Source organism: Arthrobacter sp. HLT1-20 (genome assembly GCF_054510895.1).
Window position 1 is genome coordinate 62,275 of the sequence record NZ_JBTNDR010000003.1, and the last position, 15,836, is coordinate 78,110.

At 61.3% G+C, this 15,836-nt stretch carries 17 protein-coding genes; 7 read left to right on the plus strand and 10 right to left on the minus strand.

The genetic code is table 11. The features are described 5' to 3' along the window. Positions 1-47 precede the first annotated feature (47 nt). A complete protein-coding gene (locus tag ACX80Q_RS02785; protein WP_459328989.1) occupies positions 48-1,124 on the minus strand; it encodes an App1 family protein in 1,077 nt (358 codons plus the stop codon). 295 nt (positions 1,125-1,419) lie between these two features. Between ACX80Q_RS02785 and ACX80Q_RS02790 the strand changes: the two genes are divergently transcribed. Genes ACX80Q_RS02790 through ACX80Q_RS02800 form a run of 3 tightly spaced genes read left to right on the plus strand, consistent with a single transcriptional unit; the run spans position 1,420 to position 5,430 of the window. Further along, positions 1,420-2,382 (plus strand): pyridoxal-phosphate dependent enzyme, encoded by a 963-nt coding sequence (locus tag ACX80Q_RS02790; RefSeq protein WP_459328990.1) that lies wholly within the window; start codon positions 1,420-1,422, stop codon positions 2,380-2,382. Continuing rightward, the gene (locus ACX80Q_RS02795) at positions 2,379-4,013 is read left to right on the plus strand and encodes an FAD/NAD(P)-binding protein (protein WP_459328991.1); all 1,635 of its coding nucleotides are present in this window, start codon (positions 2,379-2,381) and stop codon (positions 4,011-4,013) included. Before ACX80Q_RS02790 ends, ACX80Q_RS02795 begins: the two co-directional genes overlap by 4 nt. A 10-nt stretch (positions 4,014-4,023) precedes the next feature. Next, positions 4,024-5,430, plus strand: a complete 1,407-nt coding sequence (locus ACX80Q_RS02800) for an alanine racemase (RefSeq protein WP_459328992.1) — start codon at positions 4,024-4,026, stop codon at positions 5,428-5,430. 54 nt (positions 5,431-5,484) lie between these two features. On the opposite strand, the gene ACX80Q_RS02805 is transcribed toward ACX80Q_RS02800, so the two are convergent. Further along, on the minus strand, positions 5,485-5,961 hold the full coding sequence (locus tag ACX80Q_RS02805) for a hypothetical protein (protein ID WP_459328993.1): 477 nt from the start codon (positions 5,959-5,961) through the stop codon (positions 5,485-5,487). Between the two features lie 306 nt (positions 5,962-6,267). Here ACX80Q_RS02805 and ACX80Q_RS02810 point away from each other — a divergent pair, with 306 nt between their 5' ends. Continuing rightward, positions 6,268-7,413 (plus strand): carboxylate-amine ligase, encoded by a 1,146-nt coding sequence (locus tag ACX80Q_RS02810; protein WP_459328994.1) that lies wholly within the window; start codon positions 6,268-6,270, stop codon positions 7,411-7,413. Here ACX80Q_RS02810 and ACX80Q_RS02815 read toward each other — a convergent pair. From ACX80Q_RS02815 to ACX80Q_RS02835, 5 genes are all read right to left on the minus strand, one after another. Next, complete coding sequence (locus tag ACX80Q_RS02815) at positions 7,387-7,920, minus strand: DUF6328 family protein (protein WP_459328995.1); 534 nt, start codon at positions 7,918-7,920, stop codon at positions 7,387-7,389. The genes ACX80Q_RS02810 and ACX80Q_RS02815 overlap by 27 nt on opposite strands. 39 nt (positions 7,921-7,959) lie before the next feature. Continuing rightward, positions 7,960-8,226, minus strand: coding sequence for an SAP domain-containing protein (locus ACX80Q_RS02820; RefSeq protein WP_459328996.1), 267 nt, complete (start codon positions 8,224-8,226; stop codon positions 7,960-7,962). A 523-nt stretch (positions 8,227-8,749) separates the two neighbouring features. Further along, entirely contained in the window at positions 8,750-9,094 is a 345-nt protein-coding gene (locus ACX80Q_RS02825) for a hypothetical protein (RefSeq protein WP_459328997.1), read from the minus strand. 201 nt (positions 9,095-9,295) lie between these two features. Next, complete coding sequence (locus ACX80Q_RS02830; protein WP_459328998.1) at positions 9,296-9,565, minus strand: GlsB/YeaQ/YmgE family stress response membrane protein; 270 nt, start codon at positions 9,563-9,565, stop codon at positions 9,296-9,298. A gap of 60 nt (positions 9,566-9,625) precedes the next feature. Further along, positions 9,626-9,865: a hypothetical protein gene (locus tag ACX80Q_RS02835; protein WP_459328999.1), complete on the minus strand. Its 240-nt coding sequence runs from the start codon at positions 9,863-9,865 to the stop codon at positions 9,626-9,628. A 515-nt stretch (positions 9,866-10,380) separates the two neighbouring features. Between ACX80Q_RS02835 and ACX80Q_RS02840 the strand changes: the two genes are divergently transcribed. Next, a complete protein-coding gene (locus ACX80Q_RS02840; protein WP_459329000.1) occupies positions 10,381-11,196 on the plus strand; it encodes a DNA topoisomerase IB in 816 nt (271 codons plus the stop codon). A 241-nt stretch (positions 11,197-11,437) separates the two neighbouring features. Here ACX80Q_RS02840 and ACX80Q_RS02845 read toward each other — a convergent pair whose 3' ends face one another. Together ACX80Q_RS02845 and ACX80Q_RS02850 are read right to left on the minus strand one after the other, a co-directional pair. After that, positions 11,438-12,112 (minus strand): DUF6766 family protein, encoded by a 675-nt coding sequence (locus ACX80Q_RS02845; protein ID WP_459329001.1) that lies wholly within the window; start codon positions 12,110-12,112, stop codon positions 11,438-11,440. An 89-nt stretch (positions 12,113-12,201) separates the two neighbouring features. Next, positions 12,202-12,468: a hypothetical protein gene (locus ACX80Q_RS02850; protein ID WP_459329002.1), complete on the minus strand. Its 267-nt coding sequence runs from the start codon at positions 12,466-12,468 to the stop codon at positions 12,202-12,204. 385 nt (positions 12,469-12,853) lie between these two features. On the opposite strand from ACX80Q_RS02850, the gene ACX80Q_RS02855 reads away from it, so the two are divergent. Next, the gene (locus ACX80Q_RS02855; protein WP_459329107.1) at positions 12,854-13,303 is read left to right on the plus strand and encodes a hypothetical protein; all 450 of its coding nucleotides are present in this window, start codon (positions 12,854-12,856) and stop codon (positions 13,301-13,303) included. Between the two features lie 156 nt (positions 13,304-13,459). Here the strand turns inward: ACX80Q_RS02855 and ACX80Q_RS02860 are convergent, their stop codons facing one another. Further along, positions 13,460-14,944, minus strand: a complete 1,485-nt coding sequence (locus tag ACX80Q_RS02860; protein WP_459329003.1) for an Ig-like domain-containing protein — start codon at positions 14,942-14,944, stop codon at positions 13,460-13,462. 214 nt (positions 14,945-15,158) lie between these two features. On the opposite strand from ACX80Q_RS02860, the gene ACX80Q_RS02865 reads away from it, so the two are divergent. Next, positions 15,159-15,803, plus strand: a complete 645-nt coding sequence (locus ACX80Q_RS02865) for a dihydrofolate reductase family protein (protein ID WP_459329004.1) — start codon at positions 15,159-15,161, stop codon at positions 15,801-15,803. Positions 15,804-15,836: the final 33 nt, after the last annotated feature.

Below are 15,836 nucleotides of genomic sequence, written 5' to 3' on the forward strand. Positions count from 1 at the left end.
GCTGCCTTCGTGTTGGAGTGAATGAAGCGAGGGAAACGAAATGGGTGTTAGAGGAATCCGTGAGCCTTCAGCCGCTTTGCCAGTCCGGCCCCATCCGGTGCGGAAACCCAGGTCACGGCACCATGTTCTGTTGCAGGCGTGTCCTCGGAGGTGCGGCCGCCGGCGAGCAGGGCTTCACCGGGGGATAGCTGGCGGATAGCAACCGCTGCCGTCTGTACAGCGTGCGTGCGGGCAAAATCGGCATATATTTGAGGATCGTGCTGGCCGTCATCGCCCACCAGGAGCCACTTGATACCAGGGAATTCGAGTGCGAGCCGTTCCAAATTCCGGTGCTTGTGATCAGGTCCGCTGCGGAACCAGCGCTGCTGCGTGGGGCCCCAGTCGGTGAGCAACAGGACGCCGTCGGGATACAAGTTCCGGGCCAGGAACCGGGCCAGGGCGGGTGCCACGTTCCATGGTCCTGTTGACAGGTAGATCATGGGCGCTTGAGGGTTGGCGGCTAAAATCCGATCGTACAAAACCGCCATGCCCGGAGTAGGTGTCCTGGCCCGCTCGCTGACCACCAGCGTGTTCCACAGAGCCAGCAGCGGCCGGGGCAGCGCAGTCACCATTACAGTGTCGTCAATGTCGGAGACTATGCCGAAGGTGGCATCCGGCGCCACAATCAGGATCCGCCCTTCGACCGGGGCCGCAACTGTGCTCCGCAGGGAGATCGGGTGCCAGCCCGGGGACAAGGCTGCGTCCAAAACTACGTCCACGAGGCCGCCCGAGTCGGCGCGGACCGTATGGACAAAGCCGCCGACTTCAACCTCCACTTCGCTGTGCCGGATCGGCACGCTCGTGAAGGCACGCCAGCCACGCACGGTGTCGTTGGCGGCGCCGGGCTTCTTCATGAGGACTACTCGGGCGAGGATGCGCACCCAGCTGGTGCTGCCATAGCCAGGGTAGGCGACGATGGTGGGGACGGAGCCGGTGACGTTGGCTATCCGGGTGCGAACCCCATGGACCACGCCGGCCACGTGCATGACCGAGGACAGAAGAGCCAGCGCCGGGGGTTGATCCACGGCACCACCGTCTTTCCGATCGGAACTGTCGAGCTGGACTTTGCGTGTGGGCCGGGTCATGACTCTACTGTCCCACAAACCGGTGGCCCAGGTGATGGCCGATTAGTCCGGGCCGCTGCCAGTTCCGCGGACAAGGAGTACCAAAGCCGTGAAACACGCCCCCGAAGACTCGCCGGGTTGGTCCGATTGGCATCTAGACTTGCCAGACGCCAACAAAATGGCGGTTTGACCAGTTCGCGGTTGTAATGCATAATCTTGGCCCCGCTGCACTGGCATCGGTGGCCCCTAAGTGAATGTGCGCATAGTAGAAATGGGACAAGCAGTTTTGGATAGTCTGGGAACGCTACAGCCATTTGTGACTCCGACGGTGAAGCTCAGCCGGCTCTTCGGGTCACACGATGTTGAGATTTACGCCAAGCTTGACCTGCTTCAACTTGCCGGCAGCACCAAGGAACGGACTGCGAATGGGCTCGTTGAGGAACTGCTGGGCTCAGGCCAACTCCTTGCCGGGGGCACGATTGTCGAGTCAACTTCGGGGAATCTGGGCATAGCTTTGGCGCGACAGTGCGTGGTTCGCGGCGTCAAGTTCACGGCAGTGGTCGATGAGAATGCCAATCCTCTTGCCCTAAAGCTCATGGAGGCGTACGGGGCAACGGTGGATCGTGTGGAGACTCCCGCAGATGGCAACAAGTTGTCCGCTCGACGGCGTCGAGTCAGGGAACTGCTGGACAAGAACCCGGGCTCGGTGACCACCAATCAATATGGGTCCATGGCCAACCCGCGCGCGCACTTCACCACCACCATGCCGGAAATCATCGCCGGATCCGGCGGGAACCTGGACTACTTGTTCGTTGCCACCAGCACCACCGGGACTCTCCTTGGCTGCCAGCAGTACATTCAGGCGCACAACCTTGACACCAAAATTGTTGCCGTGGACTCCGTAGGATCCGTTCTCTTCGGCGGGAAGTCCGGCACGCGCCGACTGCCGGGGCTGGGCGCTGGCATAGTGCCGGAGTTGGCATCCGGAGCCGATCCGGACCTGGTCTTCCAGATCGAAGAAATCGACATGGTCCGAGGTTGCAGACTACTTGCACGCCGGGAGGGCATTCTGGCCGGTGCGTCCACGGGGGCAATAGTTGCCGCCATGCAAACGCTGGTGCCCACACTGGCGGCAGGTGCACGCATTGCGTTCATGGTCCATGACACGGGGGTGCCCTACCTGCAAACGGTCTACAACGATGATTGGGTTCGCTCCACGCTCAATCCGGAACCAGATCAGGGGTCCACGGCCGAATCCGACGATCTTTGGGGCAAATGATCCGCCTAGCCGTGATCGGCGGCGGACCTAAGAGTCTCTTTGCTCTGCTCGCGCTTCACGACCGGCTCACTTCAGCTTCGTCCCGCCAGATCACTGTCGATGTGTTCGACCCATTTCCTCCCGGCTCCGGCAGTGTGTGGCGAGGAGAGCAACCCGACATGCTGCGATTGAACGTGAACATGGGCATTGTGGATGCTTCCTCCTCACTCAGCAGTGAGAATTTCTCCGCTTGGCTGAGGCGGGTTGCCCCGGAATCACCTGCGGAGCAATACCCGCAGCGAGTGTTGGTGGGCAGGTATTTGCGGGAGCAGTTTCAGTTGCTTTCCCAGCACGGAAACATGGCAGTAGTTCACGCCCCGTTTGTTGTTACGGGGGTGGAACGAGCAGGCTCGACTTGGCGGGTGAGCGGCCCCTTCGGGTCACATCACTACGACGAAGTTCTGCTGGCTACAGGGCATGGCCTAGCCGACGCCGTTCCTTTCACGCCGGTTCCCGGAGCCGCAAATCAACACGCTCTGATTGGGGACTACTCGACTCTAACCACGGAGAACATCCCTGCGGAGTCAACCGTGTGGATTCGCGGCGCCGCCCTGACCGCCTACGATGTGGCGCTTCTGTTGACCGAAGGCCGTGGGGGCTCATGGCAGTGGCCCGGCGGCGACTGTCATGACGGAGCAGGGGTGCACTACCTTGCCAGCGGAGGTGAGCCCTTGCACATCGTTTTATCGTCTCGCAGCGGGTCACTCATGTACCCGAAGAGCGAATCAGTGCCTGAGCGGGTTTCCGCCTGCGTGGCGCAATACAAGCAGCCGCTGCGCGAGTGGGGCAGGCAGGTCCGTGACGAAGTGCCCGACTGCGGTGTTGGCCTCGCCGGGATGTGGTCGATTCTGCTTGACTGTGCTCAAGAGTGTGCCCACGTCATGGGGTCAACGGCGAGCGCCCTCTCGCTGTGGCGAACAGCCATGACTGGACGATCCGCAGATCCCGGACTGGATGCCGGGACATTGGCGTCAGCGGTGACGACCGCCGCAGGCTTGCGGGGCAGCCTGGCCGTCAATCACTATGCGGCACCGATCACCACAGCGTGGCTTTGGGCCAGGGTCTGGTCAGGGCTCTATGCGGACCTGGTGTTGGTGATGGACCGGTTGCCCAGGAGCAACCAGGCGCGGAAAGAGTTTGTCCGGGTCGCCCACAACCTGGAACGGTTCGCCTTTGGCCCGCCGGAGCTAACCGCACTTAAGCTAGTGGCGCTGTTCGACACTGGAATTCTTCGCCTGGCCACACCGGGGGAGAGCCCGCCCCACGGGGCAGTGTTGGTGGACGCCGTGACGCCGGGGCCAGGTGCGCTCCACACTGCGGCACCTGGTGGCCGCCCCAGCAGTGACATTATCGCTGGCCTCTTGCACAGTGGGCACGTCTCGGTCGGCGATGGCGACCGCGGATTGCTGACCGATGTGGATGGCACCGCCCTGGCCCGCGACGGGTCCAGGACTGAGTCGCTGGCCGCGCTGGGCCGTCCCTCCGAGGATCCGACGCTGGGCCACGACACCCTGAATCGGGCTCTGCATGGGGAATACAGTCTGTGGGCCCAGCGCGTCGCGGACCGTGTCATCGACCAATTCGACTCATAGGGAAATGCTGATGAACGAAAAAATGTACGGAACCGCCCCGTTGACTGCCCGACTCGAAACTTGGATGGAGGATCTACTGAACAGTCCTGCTCGCTGCCGGGAGTTGATCGACGCTTACGGTTCCCCCGTCAATGTTCATGAGTTCGCAGCACTTGGGAGCAATGCCCAAGAGTTGCGCACAGTGGCAGCCGCCCACAGCATCGATTTTCAAATCTATTTTGCCCGCAAAGCGAACAAAACGATGGGGGCGATCGATCAGGCAATCCGTGAGGGATGCGGCGTCGACGTGGCAAGTCTCAATGAGTTGCGCCAGTGTCTGGACCGCGGTGTGCCGGCGGAGCGGATTATCGTCACTGCTGCAGTGAAATCCAGGGCTTTGTTGCAGCTGGCCATCGCGTCCCGGGTGACTATCAGTGTGGATAACAAGGATGAGCTGCTAGTGGTCAGTGAATTGGCGGATGAGCGCGGGGAGAACGTCGAAGTGGCTCTGCGGCTGGCAGTTGCCCACCCCGCGATCCCGCCCACCCGTTTTGGCCTCCTCGCTGCCCGCTGGCTGGAAGTCCTGGGGGACACCGAACTTGCCTCCCGCGTCACAGTGGCCGGCATTCACTTCCACCTCAACGGTTACGACGCGTCCGCCCGCGCTCTTGGAATCAGTGAGGCGCTCAGCCTTATCGGCCAGTTGCGAACCATGGGCCACGAGCCAACGTTCGTGGACATGGGTGGCGGCATCCCCATGTCTTATGTGGATAGTGCCGAGCAATGGGAAAATTTCTGGTCCACGTTGGAACCGTTGCCCGCTGGCGATGAGACATTGACGTGGAAATCTGACAGGTTCGGCGCAACCGGGGGCGCCCCTGCTGCCGGGGTCTACCCGTACCACCAAGAACTCGTGCGGGGTGCCTGGCTGGGTGAAATACTCGGCTCCGTGCCCGAACCAGGCTCCGCGTCCATCGCCTCCTCGCTGCGTCGCGCGCAGATCCAGCTGCGCTGCGAGCCCGGCAGGTCATTGCTGGATGGTTGCGGCATGACCATCGCCGAGGTGGCGTTCACGAAAAATCGCAGCGACGGCGTGCCACTGGTGGGGTTGCACATGAACCGGACCCAATGCCGTTCCACGTCAGCGGATTTCCTGGTCGATCCACTACTGGTGCACCAAGGACAGCCCCGAAGGGAACGAACTTTCGACAGCGCGTTCCTCGTGGGAGCCTATTGTATCGAAGAGGAGCTCCTGCTTCGCCGCCGCTTCGAATTTCCGGCGGGAGTGGCTGCTGGGGATCTTGTGGCGTTTCCCAACACCGCTGGATATCTTATGCACATTGTGGAGAGCGCCTCACACCAATTGCCGCTCGCAGCCAACCTGCTGTGGAATGGTGCCGAGTGGGTGGCTGACGACATCGATCGGATGCCACTGTAGGCCGCACCAGCCACGGTGCCTTCTCAACGCGGTGAGTGTCAGGTTGGGGTGGTTTCACTGATCCTTGGTGCTCGCGGCGTCTTCGACGTAGGTCTTGCCATTTTCGTCTGTGTAGATGATGACATCTGGAACCGAACTGTTCTCGCGCGCTTTCATTGCCCGTGGAGTGGGAGGGGCGTCTATGGCGGACCACTCAGCGTCGCCGAGGACAGCACCAAGACCTTGTGAGTCAACGGTTGCTTCATCAGCGGCGATGGACTCTCCATGCCCCCGTGCAACCTCAGATTCAGGGGGGATGCCCCGCCCCACATCGGCAAATGTTCGCACGCCGTGGCGGTCCCAACTCACGCGGACACTGGCTGAACCGTCCACTGGCTGGTGCAACTCTGTCCTGATCTCACCCTCTGGTGCACCCATCTCCAGCAGCTTGTGCTGGTACGAGGCAATTAGCTCCGACAAGCTTTCAGGAGTCCATTCACTTGGCCTGATACGCGTTGAGATTTCTATTGGTTCGCCGTTGATCTCCGCCATGACAACCTCCTGTTACATGTGGCTCTTCCCTCCACGCTAGGGCAATGGGCTGGGTTGTCAACCACCCGTGTGGGCCTGGGCAAGACGCCGACCGGGGGGCCCGGAGTCCGGCGAGGGAAGATGTGGACAGTCCTTGGAATCAGGACTAGCATTCTCCTCATCATCCGCTGGTTGGTCATCCAGGCTCATAGAACCGTGACGTGCCGCCCTAGGTCAGGCCCCCATAGGGTGTGGCCGTGATTTTCAAGTAGTCCGGCAGGGCCCAACAGCGAGTGAGGCTGGGCCGAGCGGAAAGAGGCACAGAACATGTTAACTTTTGGGATTGAGGAAGAGTTCGTTCTGCTGGACCGCCCATCCCTGACGCCCGTCCCCCTCTCGGCGGATGTCCAAAGGGATCTCGCCGAGCGAAATTTTGGCAGCGAAGTTGTTCAAGCCGAGTTTCTGCGCTCGCAGGTTGAATTTGTGTCCCCCGTGTTCACAACGTTTGAAGAAGCAGCCCAAGCGCTGTGGAGCTTCCGCACAGCGCTCGTTGACTGCGCCGAGGATCATGGGGTGCTGGTGGCCGGCGTCGGTACGCCGTTCAACAACCCGGCGGGGCCCATGGTGACAGAGGACAGCCGCTACCAGGATATTGCCACCAGCATGGGCACATTGGCGCTCGAGCACCACATCAACGGTCTGCATGTCCACGTGGGGATACCGGACCGGGATGTCGCCACAAATGCCTTGAATTATCTGCGGCACTGGCTTCCCACCCTGCTGGCGATGTCGGCAAACTCCCCGTTTTGGTGTGGGAAGGACACCACATTCGCCAGCTGGCGTGCCATTGAGTATCGGCGGTGGACTACAGCCGGGTGTCCTCCAACGTTCATTGACGCCGCCGACTACGACAAGAGAACCCAAGCGCTGATCGGGATTGGTGTTACCCCGGACATGGGGTCTGTTTCTTGGTCCGCCAGGCTGTCAGATCAACAACCTACGGTGGAAATACGAGTCGCCGATGCCCAACTGGAACCCTCCACGACTCTCTTGTTGGCCTTGTTGGGACGTGCTTTGGTGGCGACATCAATGACCCAGCCACTGTCGCCGCCGCTGGCGGCCGGGCCGGAAATGCTGGATGCGGCGTTGTGGCACTCTGCTCGTCACGGACTCGGCGCCGAATTGGTGCATCCCCTGAGCAACAAGCTGGCGCCGGCCTCGGAGGTGGTTCGCTGCTTGCTGAAGGAAACCCGCCAGGCACTGGAGAAATCCGGTGACCTGGCCATTGTCACGGCCCTGGCCGAGCAGGTCCTTCTGCTTGGCACGGGGGCCGACCGCCAGCGTCAGGCGTTTGTCATGGGCGGTGTGGAAGGACTGGGTGCATTTCTGGCCAACGCCATCAAAAATGAGTCCTCAGTCCACCAACCGGCGGCTGGACATCATGGCCTAGGCCCCCCGCCGCCGGCCGGGTGAAGAGGTGCTCCGGGACCGTATCCACAGTGGATAGATACCCAGCATCGCCAACAAGGTGCAGCCGAACAGCACCGAAACTATGACAGCCTGGAATCTTCCCACAACCATGTCAAAGACCAGGGCAATGGTACCGACCACCAGTAGGCCAATAAGCCACAACGCGATGCGGACCACACGGTGACCGGAGGAAACCAGACGGTCCTTCATCCGCCGGGCAAAGAGTTCGCGGTGCATCGCCACGGGAACCAGCATCAAACACGTTGCCAGGGCTGCCAAAACCACATTGCCCAAGTACAGCCCGACGGCCATGGCATCCAAATCAGTGAACCTAGACTGAAAAGGAAGAGTCAGTAGGAATCCGGCAATTATTTGCGTACCTGTCTGCATGACTCTGAGCTCCTGCAGCAGGTCAATCCATTGGCGATCTCGCTGTTCGTCGCGGGTTTCGTTTCGCCCGCTCACAGCTTCTTGGCCGCCCGGGTTGGCAGCGGCCGATTCGGTGTCCATGATTCGCTTGATCTCCTCGCTGGGATCGGGTTGGACTGGCTAGGAATTCCGCAGAGACTCAATCAGCGCTGCTTTACGCTGCGTGGAGTATGCCTTGAGGCCCATCTCCTTGGCTTTGGCGCGCAGCTCGGCCACTGTCCACTCCTCATACGCCGGGGACTTTCCACCTTTGCGGCCCAGGGCCGATCTTCCTTCCTTGGCCGCAGCGTTGGAGATTCTTGCCGCTTTCTGTTGGGAAGCGCCGTCGTCACGCAATACCGCGTACAGGTGCGGATCCTTCAGGCTTGGATTCTTGTTGGTGGCCATGCATGAGCCCTTTCTGGCCCAGTGAACGGATTTACGCATCCCAATTCCCTTGGCCGCTGAAGCTTTGCAGCGTTGGTTGTGAGCCTACGCTTCCAGACACCGTGCCGATAGGCTCAACTGCAGCGGGTGCCGCGTTTCTACGGTGTGGGTGTTGCGCCGTTGACGTTCAAGGGTTTCCCGAGCACATAGCTGGATTCCGGTGACGCGAGGAAGACTTGGGCAGGCCGTCACCATCTTGCAGGGGTGTCCAGAGTGGTCCGGGCGGCTTCCGCAGGGGTTTCCTCCTCGGAAGGCAGGACAATGTCGCGTCGGCCCCTCGCCGCCGCAAGCACTGGCCACCGCAGCGCCAAAGCCGGCCCTGTGATCAGGGCTTTCCGGTCTAGTCCAGGTTCAGGTTGGTCTTGTTCAGGCTGACTGATGCCCGGTTAGTGCGTGACAGGGTATTGACATATGTGCTGGAGCTCGGTCATGAGCCATTCCACTCGCTTCACCAGCAGAATTGTAAATCTGCCCTGCCAAATGACTATTGCGTGGTGGGCGCAGCGCCGCCTTCATCGGCCCAGTCCTGTCCTACCGTGTCGTTGAGCGCCGGGTCCGAGGTGACATCCGGAAGCGTGGGCATTGTGGCCATGCTGGGAACATTTTGCTGTGGCGGAGAGCTTGCAATGGTGTCTTTCACTTTATGTCCGAGTTCACCTGCAACGTTTTTGAGTTGGTGCTCGACGCTGCTCACCATGTCTTGGACACTATCTGTTGCCCACAATGACTTCACAGACTTTTTCAGGTTTTCATAGCTTGTTCGTCCGGCTCTAGACCCCAAGATGTAGCCGGTGAGAACTCCTGCGGCAAATACCAATTTCCCCTTCATGTGTTACTCCTGACTTTGATTTTTTACTGCAATGGCAGCATCGGATGCGGGTGCTGTTGCTTGGTGGAAAGCTAGGCGGCAAGTCCCGGACTGTTTCCGGTACTTGCCGCCAGTTGGACGGAACCTGATGAATTATATGCCCTCTGGCACTGGGTCCTCACTCCAATGCCTCCATTGCCGATGGGGTTGACCGCCGCCTATCTAGGCACTGCTTTTGGAGCGTCCTGTGATGGCCCCGTAGACGCCGGCGACAAGCAAGCCGCCCACAATGGCGAGGATCCAGGATCCCAGATTCCAGAACTCCATCTTTCCGGAGCCAAACAGCAAATCGCCGATCCATCCACCCACAATGGCTCCGACCACGCCGAGGACCAGGCTGGTAATCCAGCCGCCACCGACTTTCCCCGGCATGACTGCTTTGACAATGACTCCTACCAACAAGCCCAGAATGATCCATCCGATGAATCCCATGATTCCTCCTTGAGTAAGTGGTGTTCGAAGTCGCTTTGTACACCCACGCATGGGTGGTGGCTACTGCTTTGCCGACTTTGCGGCGGCGTTTCCATGAACAAGTTCCCCGGTGGCTGTGATGGTGTCCCGATGGCTCGAAATGACTCCTTCGTCCACGATGTTCCCAGTGGCCAGAAGCTCAGCAGCCGCGGCCCGGCCTGCTGAGTAGTCATTCCAGTCCCGGGCCTGGACGGGAGCGCCGGGCAAACTGTTAAGCGACACCCCAAGCGTGGCAATGCGCGCTGCCGTTTCGGCGGCCATGGCTCGAACCGGGTTTCCGGTCCTTTGTCAATGATTCCCTGCAGCGCTGTGGGCGGCTATCCGGCATCAAATCGATCGCCGGGTTCATCCTGTCCGGACCCCTCGAGTGAACCGCGTCTGGAATTTCCTGAACCGTCCGGCAAAGAGTCGGTTGTGGATCCGTCATCGTGAGGCTTTTCATCCTCAGGAGCCGGCGTCCCATACCCGCCTGCCGGATTCTTCGAAGCGGAAGAGTCGGGAGAAGGATTCGTGTTCATTGTTGCTCCTTTGTTCGATGAATTGTAAGGATCATCGATGTAGGAATACTCAACTGCGCCTAACTTCACCCTGTCACTTTGACGTTTTGCCGTCAACCCTTGTCGAAGCGCCGAAGCTGTCGGCGGCAGCTATCGGCCGGAGCAGGCCACTGGATGGCGCCAATGGTTTCCGGCGCGTTATATCGAGCCACGGCTCACGGATCAAAAACCAAACTCGCCGTCTGGATGCAGGAATCCCCGGTTCCGAAGGGCATGTAAATGGTCGAAGAGTTGAGGCACGTTGAACCCGGCCGGGGTGGAATTATTCGGCGGCGGGCTGGGCAGGGATTCAGTTACTGGTCAGCAAACGGCCGAGCCATCAAGTCCGAGCGCATGCTGGTGCGCATTCGTGATCTCGCCGTACCCCCTGCCTGGTCAGAGGTGTGGATCGCTTCCCAAAACGATGCCCATATACTGGCCACGGGTATACTGGCCACGGGCGTTGACGATGCGGGCCGCACCCAATACATTTATCATCCGCGCTGGCGAGATGCTCGTGACGAGGAGAAATCCGTGCGATCCCTAGCCTTCGCGCAGCGTTTGCCAACAATTCGGCGCCGGGTCTCCATTGACTTGAAACAGACCGCGGACAGCCGACGCCGTGCGATGGCGGCAGGGGTACGCCTGATGGATCGGGCGGGGTTGCGTGTCGGGGGTGCCGCGTACGCCCAGGAAAACGGCTCCTTTGGGGTGGCGACCTTGCAACGGCGCCGCGTTGCTGTCCAGGGACGTGCACTCGAGCTGGTGTTCCGGGGAAATTCGGGCGGCGCATGGAAAGTCCACGTCACGGATGAACTGCTGCGGGACTACTTCGCGTCGATGCCGCGCACCCCGGGAACTGGTCCAGCCATCTGCAGTGCTGTGCGCGAGGGAAGACGCACACGCGGGGAGCCCATTTCCGACACAGAGATCAACAACTATCTTGGTGACATCGCGGGACACGGCTTTACTGCCAAAGACCCCCTCCTGGCAAGGCACAGCGGTGGCGGCGCTATCCCTGTCCCGGTCCCATCGTGCCGGAGTTCCCGAGCTTGAAGCAGTTAGTGCGGCAGTTGATGCAGCTGCGACGTGGCTTCACAATACTCCGGCCATTGCCCGGGAGTCTTACATCAACCCCCGCGTCATTCTCCTGTTCGAGCAAGGTGTGGTGGCCAACCCTAAAAGACAACCGGACAGCGCCGTGCTAGCGCTCCTGACGGAGTGAGGCGCCGTCAACTACAGACAACCTCCGCTGTGCGGCAGAGCCGGCGTCGAAGGAGTAGCACGGATTTTGCCCCTAGCCGGTGGTCCCGGTGGTGTTGTGCGCTGATCCGACGGGTTTGGATTCCGGCGATCCACGCTGGCGCAGATAGATGGACAGCACCACCATTGAGCCGACGGCCAGGAATTCGGATTGCCAATTCTGCAATGTCCGGTTCCAAAACTCCGGCGAAGCCACATAGCCTGCCCAGGTGATCGGGGCTTGCAGGTTCTGGAGAAGTTGTTCGTTGTAGGCGCTGGTTCCTGCCACGGATTGGGCAAACCAAGATAGAAAGAAGATCCCGCCCATCACCAATACCAGCGAGTTGGCATACAGGGGCTGGCGCCATCCCATGCTCCTGGCCCACACTGGGGAGTCGGGACTTGCGAACCCACCCACCAACTGGTCCCTGTCGGAACCGGGTCCCGCCTTGTCGAGTTCCTTGGATTCAGGGGAACCCTTCTGAACCAACCAGATAGTCGCGCTGATGTAGAGCAGGAACTGCAGGTATTCCGACTGCCAGTTTTCTGCGACGTCAACCCCAAAACTTGAGGAGAGCAAATACTGGCCCAAGCTGATCTGGTCGAGTCCGGCAGTGAGTTGCTCCTGGTTGAAGAGCGCGTGGCCGGTGAGCGCCTGGCCCACAAGGGCCGCGATAAAGATGATGCCGAAGAACAAGCCCAGACCATTGTTGTGCAACCAAGTCCTCATCTCACACCCCTACCAGTGAAGCCAACCCAGGGCCAAGATAAATGCCAGCCCAAGAATAACGATGAACAGATAGCCAACGAAGAGAGCTTTCATTCTTGGTCGCCCCCAATGTCACAGTCGTACGGGGAATTCGCCACGGGCTTGCAACCGGCGGCAGCCACGAGCCACCGCGTGCCGGATTTCGTGAGAAACACATGCTCGGAGCCAAGAGCGACCAAGGCGCTGCGGCCAAATACTTGGCTTGTTGGATGGGGGTTTGCCCGTGCATCCACATCAGCCAGTGCCGCTTCGCCGAGGCCTTCGGGACAAGAACCACCAGCATCCTTGGCCACGGATTTGGCGGTCGTTGGCGCCATCAGCCCACAAGCCCCCACTAAATCGTGGCTCCTCACTGCTGCATAAAACGCCTGAGTTGCTTGAACGGGGCCCCCGCCCGCTGGCACGCACCCAGACATCGTCGCGATCAATAGGGCAGAAGCAAGGAAGTGCAACAGTATTGCTGGCTCGCCCATCGCATGCCTCCTTTGGCAACTGAGATTCGGTACCGGGCGCTAAAGAAGTTGCGATCCACCGGCTAACACCTACTTTAAGCCCACCGGCGAATGGCATCTAGGGTGCTTGGACATTGACTGCCCGGGGTGTCGAAGGGTGCAGCCGGTGATTGGTGGGGATGCAATCGCAACTATTCATCTGCCGGCCGCCAGGTGGTGGAGGCATAGGCTGTCCACCATGGAGACATCAATGCGGGATGACGGTCCGGATGCCAATCACCGACGGGGATCCGGGGTGAGCGATGCAACCGTGCTGGCCCTGGGGAAACTTTCTGAGGCTTTGGAGGTGGTTGAGCACGCCCGCGGATACCTCTACGGATTCCATCGGCTGACGGGCACGGCCGATCTGGCGCTGGGGGAGGCGGTTGATCTTCTCAGAACGGCTGGTCATGAGTCGCTGGCGGACTCCCTGGGTCAACGAATGGTGGGCAGGAACGTCATCAGTGGCCGTTGGACGTTTCAAATCGTTGAAGACTACGACGACGGCTACTACGCGGAGTTCAAGGAGGCCGAGAAGCAGGCCCGCCTTGAACTGGTGGAGGGGAAACGCCACCTGTACGAGGCAGAGATGAAAGAAGACAGAAGGTCCCATGGCCGGGCTCATCATCAGGCCCTACCGAACGAACTGGATGGCCTATAGAAGTGTGGAAATCTGAAGACCGGTAAGAATTGGCGGCACGGTCAACCGATGGTCAACGGCACTGCGGGGGCATCAAAAAGACCCCCGGGTTGGGGAGCCTCGCAAGGAGGTCCGTCTCAACCCGGAGGTCTATTTGAGTCGGCAGGCCGGTAAGCGCTACTTGCCAGCCCGGCGTCGAACAATCAGTAGGATGCCGCCAGCAACGAGCAGAACGACCGCAGAGCCCACAATCAGCAAGGCGCCATTGGCACCGGTCTGCGCCAGACCCGGTGACGCGGCTGCCGTAGCCGTGGATGAGGCCGTGGCGTTTGCCGTGGCGGAGGAAGACGGTGAGGATGAAGCGGACGGCGCCACAGTTGCCGCTGGCGTGCTCGGAACCACTGCGGCATTCACCGTGACGTCCACGGCAGGTGACACCGCGTAGGCAATGTTCTCCGCCACGATGGAAACTGTCATGGTGTGGACCCCGGGGGCCAGGCCCGTCACGGGCAAGGCGGCCGTGCCGTTGGCGGCCACGGGAGCCTGACCAAGAACTGTGCTGCCGTCGGAGAAGATCGCCATGGGGGAGCTGACCGCCGGGAGCAGGGACACTGCCGCCGCGAGGGTGATGGTTCCGCCTGCGTCCACAGTGGCCGGGGTTGCCGTGAGTGCGGCCACGGGTGTGGGATCGGTCCAGCTGATGGTTGCCTGGCCGTTGAACAGACCGGCCGGCCGGGCAGTGTCCGTGGCAATGGTGCCAGCTGCTATCCAACTGGAGCCGGCGCCGCCGCCACCGCCCGACGCGCTGCATCCTGATGTTGCAGCAGTTCCCGACGCGCCACCCAGGCCGCCAAGATAGCCACCGCCACCGCCGCCGCCGGAACCCAGGACCTGCGTTACGGGATCCGCCACCGACTGGCCAGTGCCGCCTGCCATGGTTGCCGACTGGCCACCCAGGCCGCCAGCCACAGGCGGGCAGCCTTCGTCGCCGCTGGGTCCGGGGTCTCCGTCATTGGCTGTTGCCAGGGTGGAGGAGCCACCCATGCCGCCTTGAGACACCGAACTGCCGCCGATGTTTCCCCCGGCACCGCCGCCACCGCCTGCGATGGCCAGCAATGAGGAGGGGCCGGTGCTGGAGGAGGCCATGAACAGCAGTGTTGCCGTACCGCCAGCTCCGCCGTGGCTGAAGATGTCGCCGGCAGGGTTGGTGCGCAAGGCGGTGAAGCCTCCAGCGCCACCCGGTGCCTGCTGGGTGCCGGCCGAACCGGCAGCAACGTTGCTGGCATCGTTGCCGGCAAAGCCCGCCGAAACGCTGAGCACCTGACCAGGCTGCACGGGCAGCTCGAGTGCCAATGCAGCCCCCGTTCCGCCCGGGATGCCATTGTCATCAGGGAGGCCGTTGGGCTTGGTCTTGCCCCGGTTGGCGCCACCGTTGCCGCCCCACAAGGTGACCTTTGCAGAGGTGATGTTGGCCGGGACTGTCCACGTGGACGCTGCCCCCGCAGCGAAGTCAACGCTGTGGGTCACGGGCACGTAGGGTGCCGGAGCACTGCCGGGGGTGGGGCCGGCCAAGGCGGGGCCGGCAACCAAGGCCGCTGCCCCGAGTGCTGCGATGGAGGCCGCCAACATTGCTGCGCGGCGGCGTGAACTGACAGGGAACAAGGAACCCTCCAAGGGTGTGTAGATGGCACACCTCGTTGGCGCCCGTCCCAAATTCTAGCGGGATCCCCGCCGCGCCAGGGCCAACATGTCTTCGGGGCGTCAGTCTTCAGCCGCACCCGCCCACCATGACCATTGATTTGCGTGGGGTGCTGTGAAAGCCTTGGGGGTAGTCGCGCAGCCGGGGCGACGGCGGGCAAACCGGACGGAGCACTCCATGGGACTCATTCACATAGACCTGTTCACCACCCTCGACGGCGTGGCGCAGGCGCCCGGCGGACCGGAGGAAGACACCGATGGTGGCTTCGCCTTTGGCGGTTGGCAGGCACCCTTCTTGGACGAACGTGTTGGTGAGCAGATCGACGCCGGAATGGCGGGGATGGACGCACTCCTGCTTGGACGGCGGACCTACAGCATATTCGCCTCGTTCTGGCCCTTCCAGGAAGAGGGCGTGGACTGGAGCATCGCACGGCTCTTCAACAGCCTGCCCAAATACGTGGCCTCACGTCAGCTGCTGACACCGGAATGGGCCAACTCGACACACCTTGGCCCGGACACCGCCGGTGCCATCCGTGAACTGCGGGATCGCCACGAGAACATCCATGTCATCGGCAGCCTCGACCTTGTCCAAACCCTATTCGCCGAAAGACTCTTCGACAGGCTGACACTCTGGGTGTACCCAATACTCCTTGGAAGCGGGAAAAAGGTTTTCGCCGACGGCGTGATCCCCAGCAACATGGTGTTGGTGGAGCCGGCGGTGACCTCGCCAACGGGCACGGTGATGCTCCGCTACGCGCTCGCAGACGGCATGCCAGGGGTGGGGGACATGTCCAGCGGTGACCGCTCAAACACCACAAGCTGACTGTGATCGGCAGGGATTGGTGGATTAAACTTT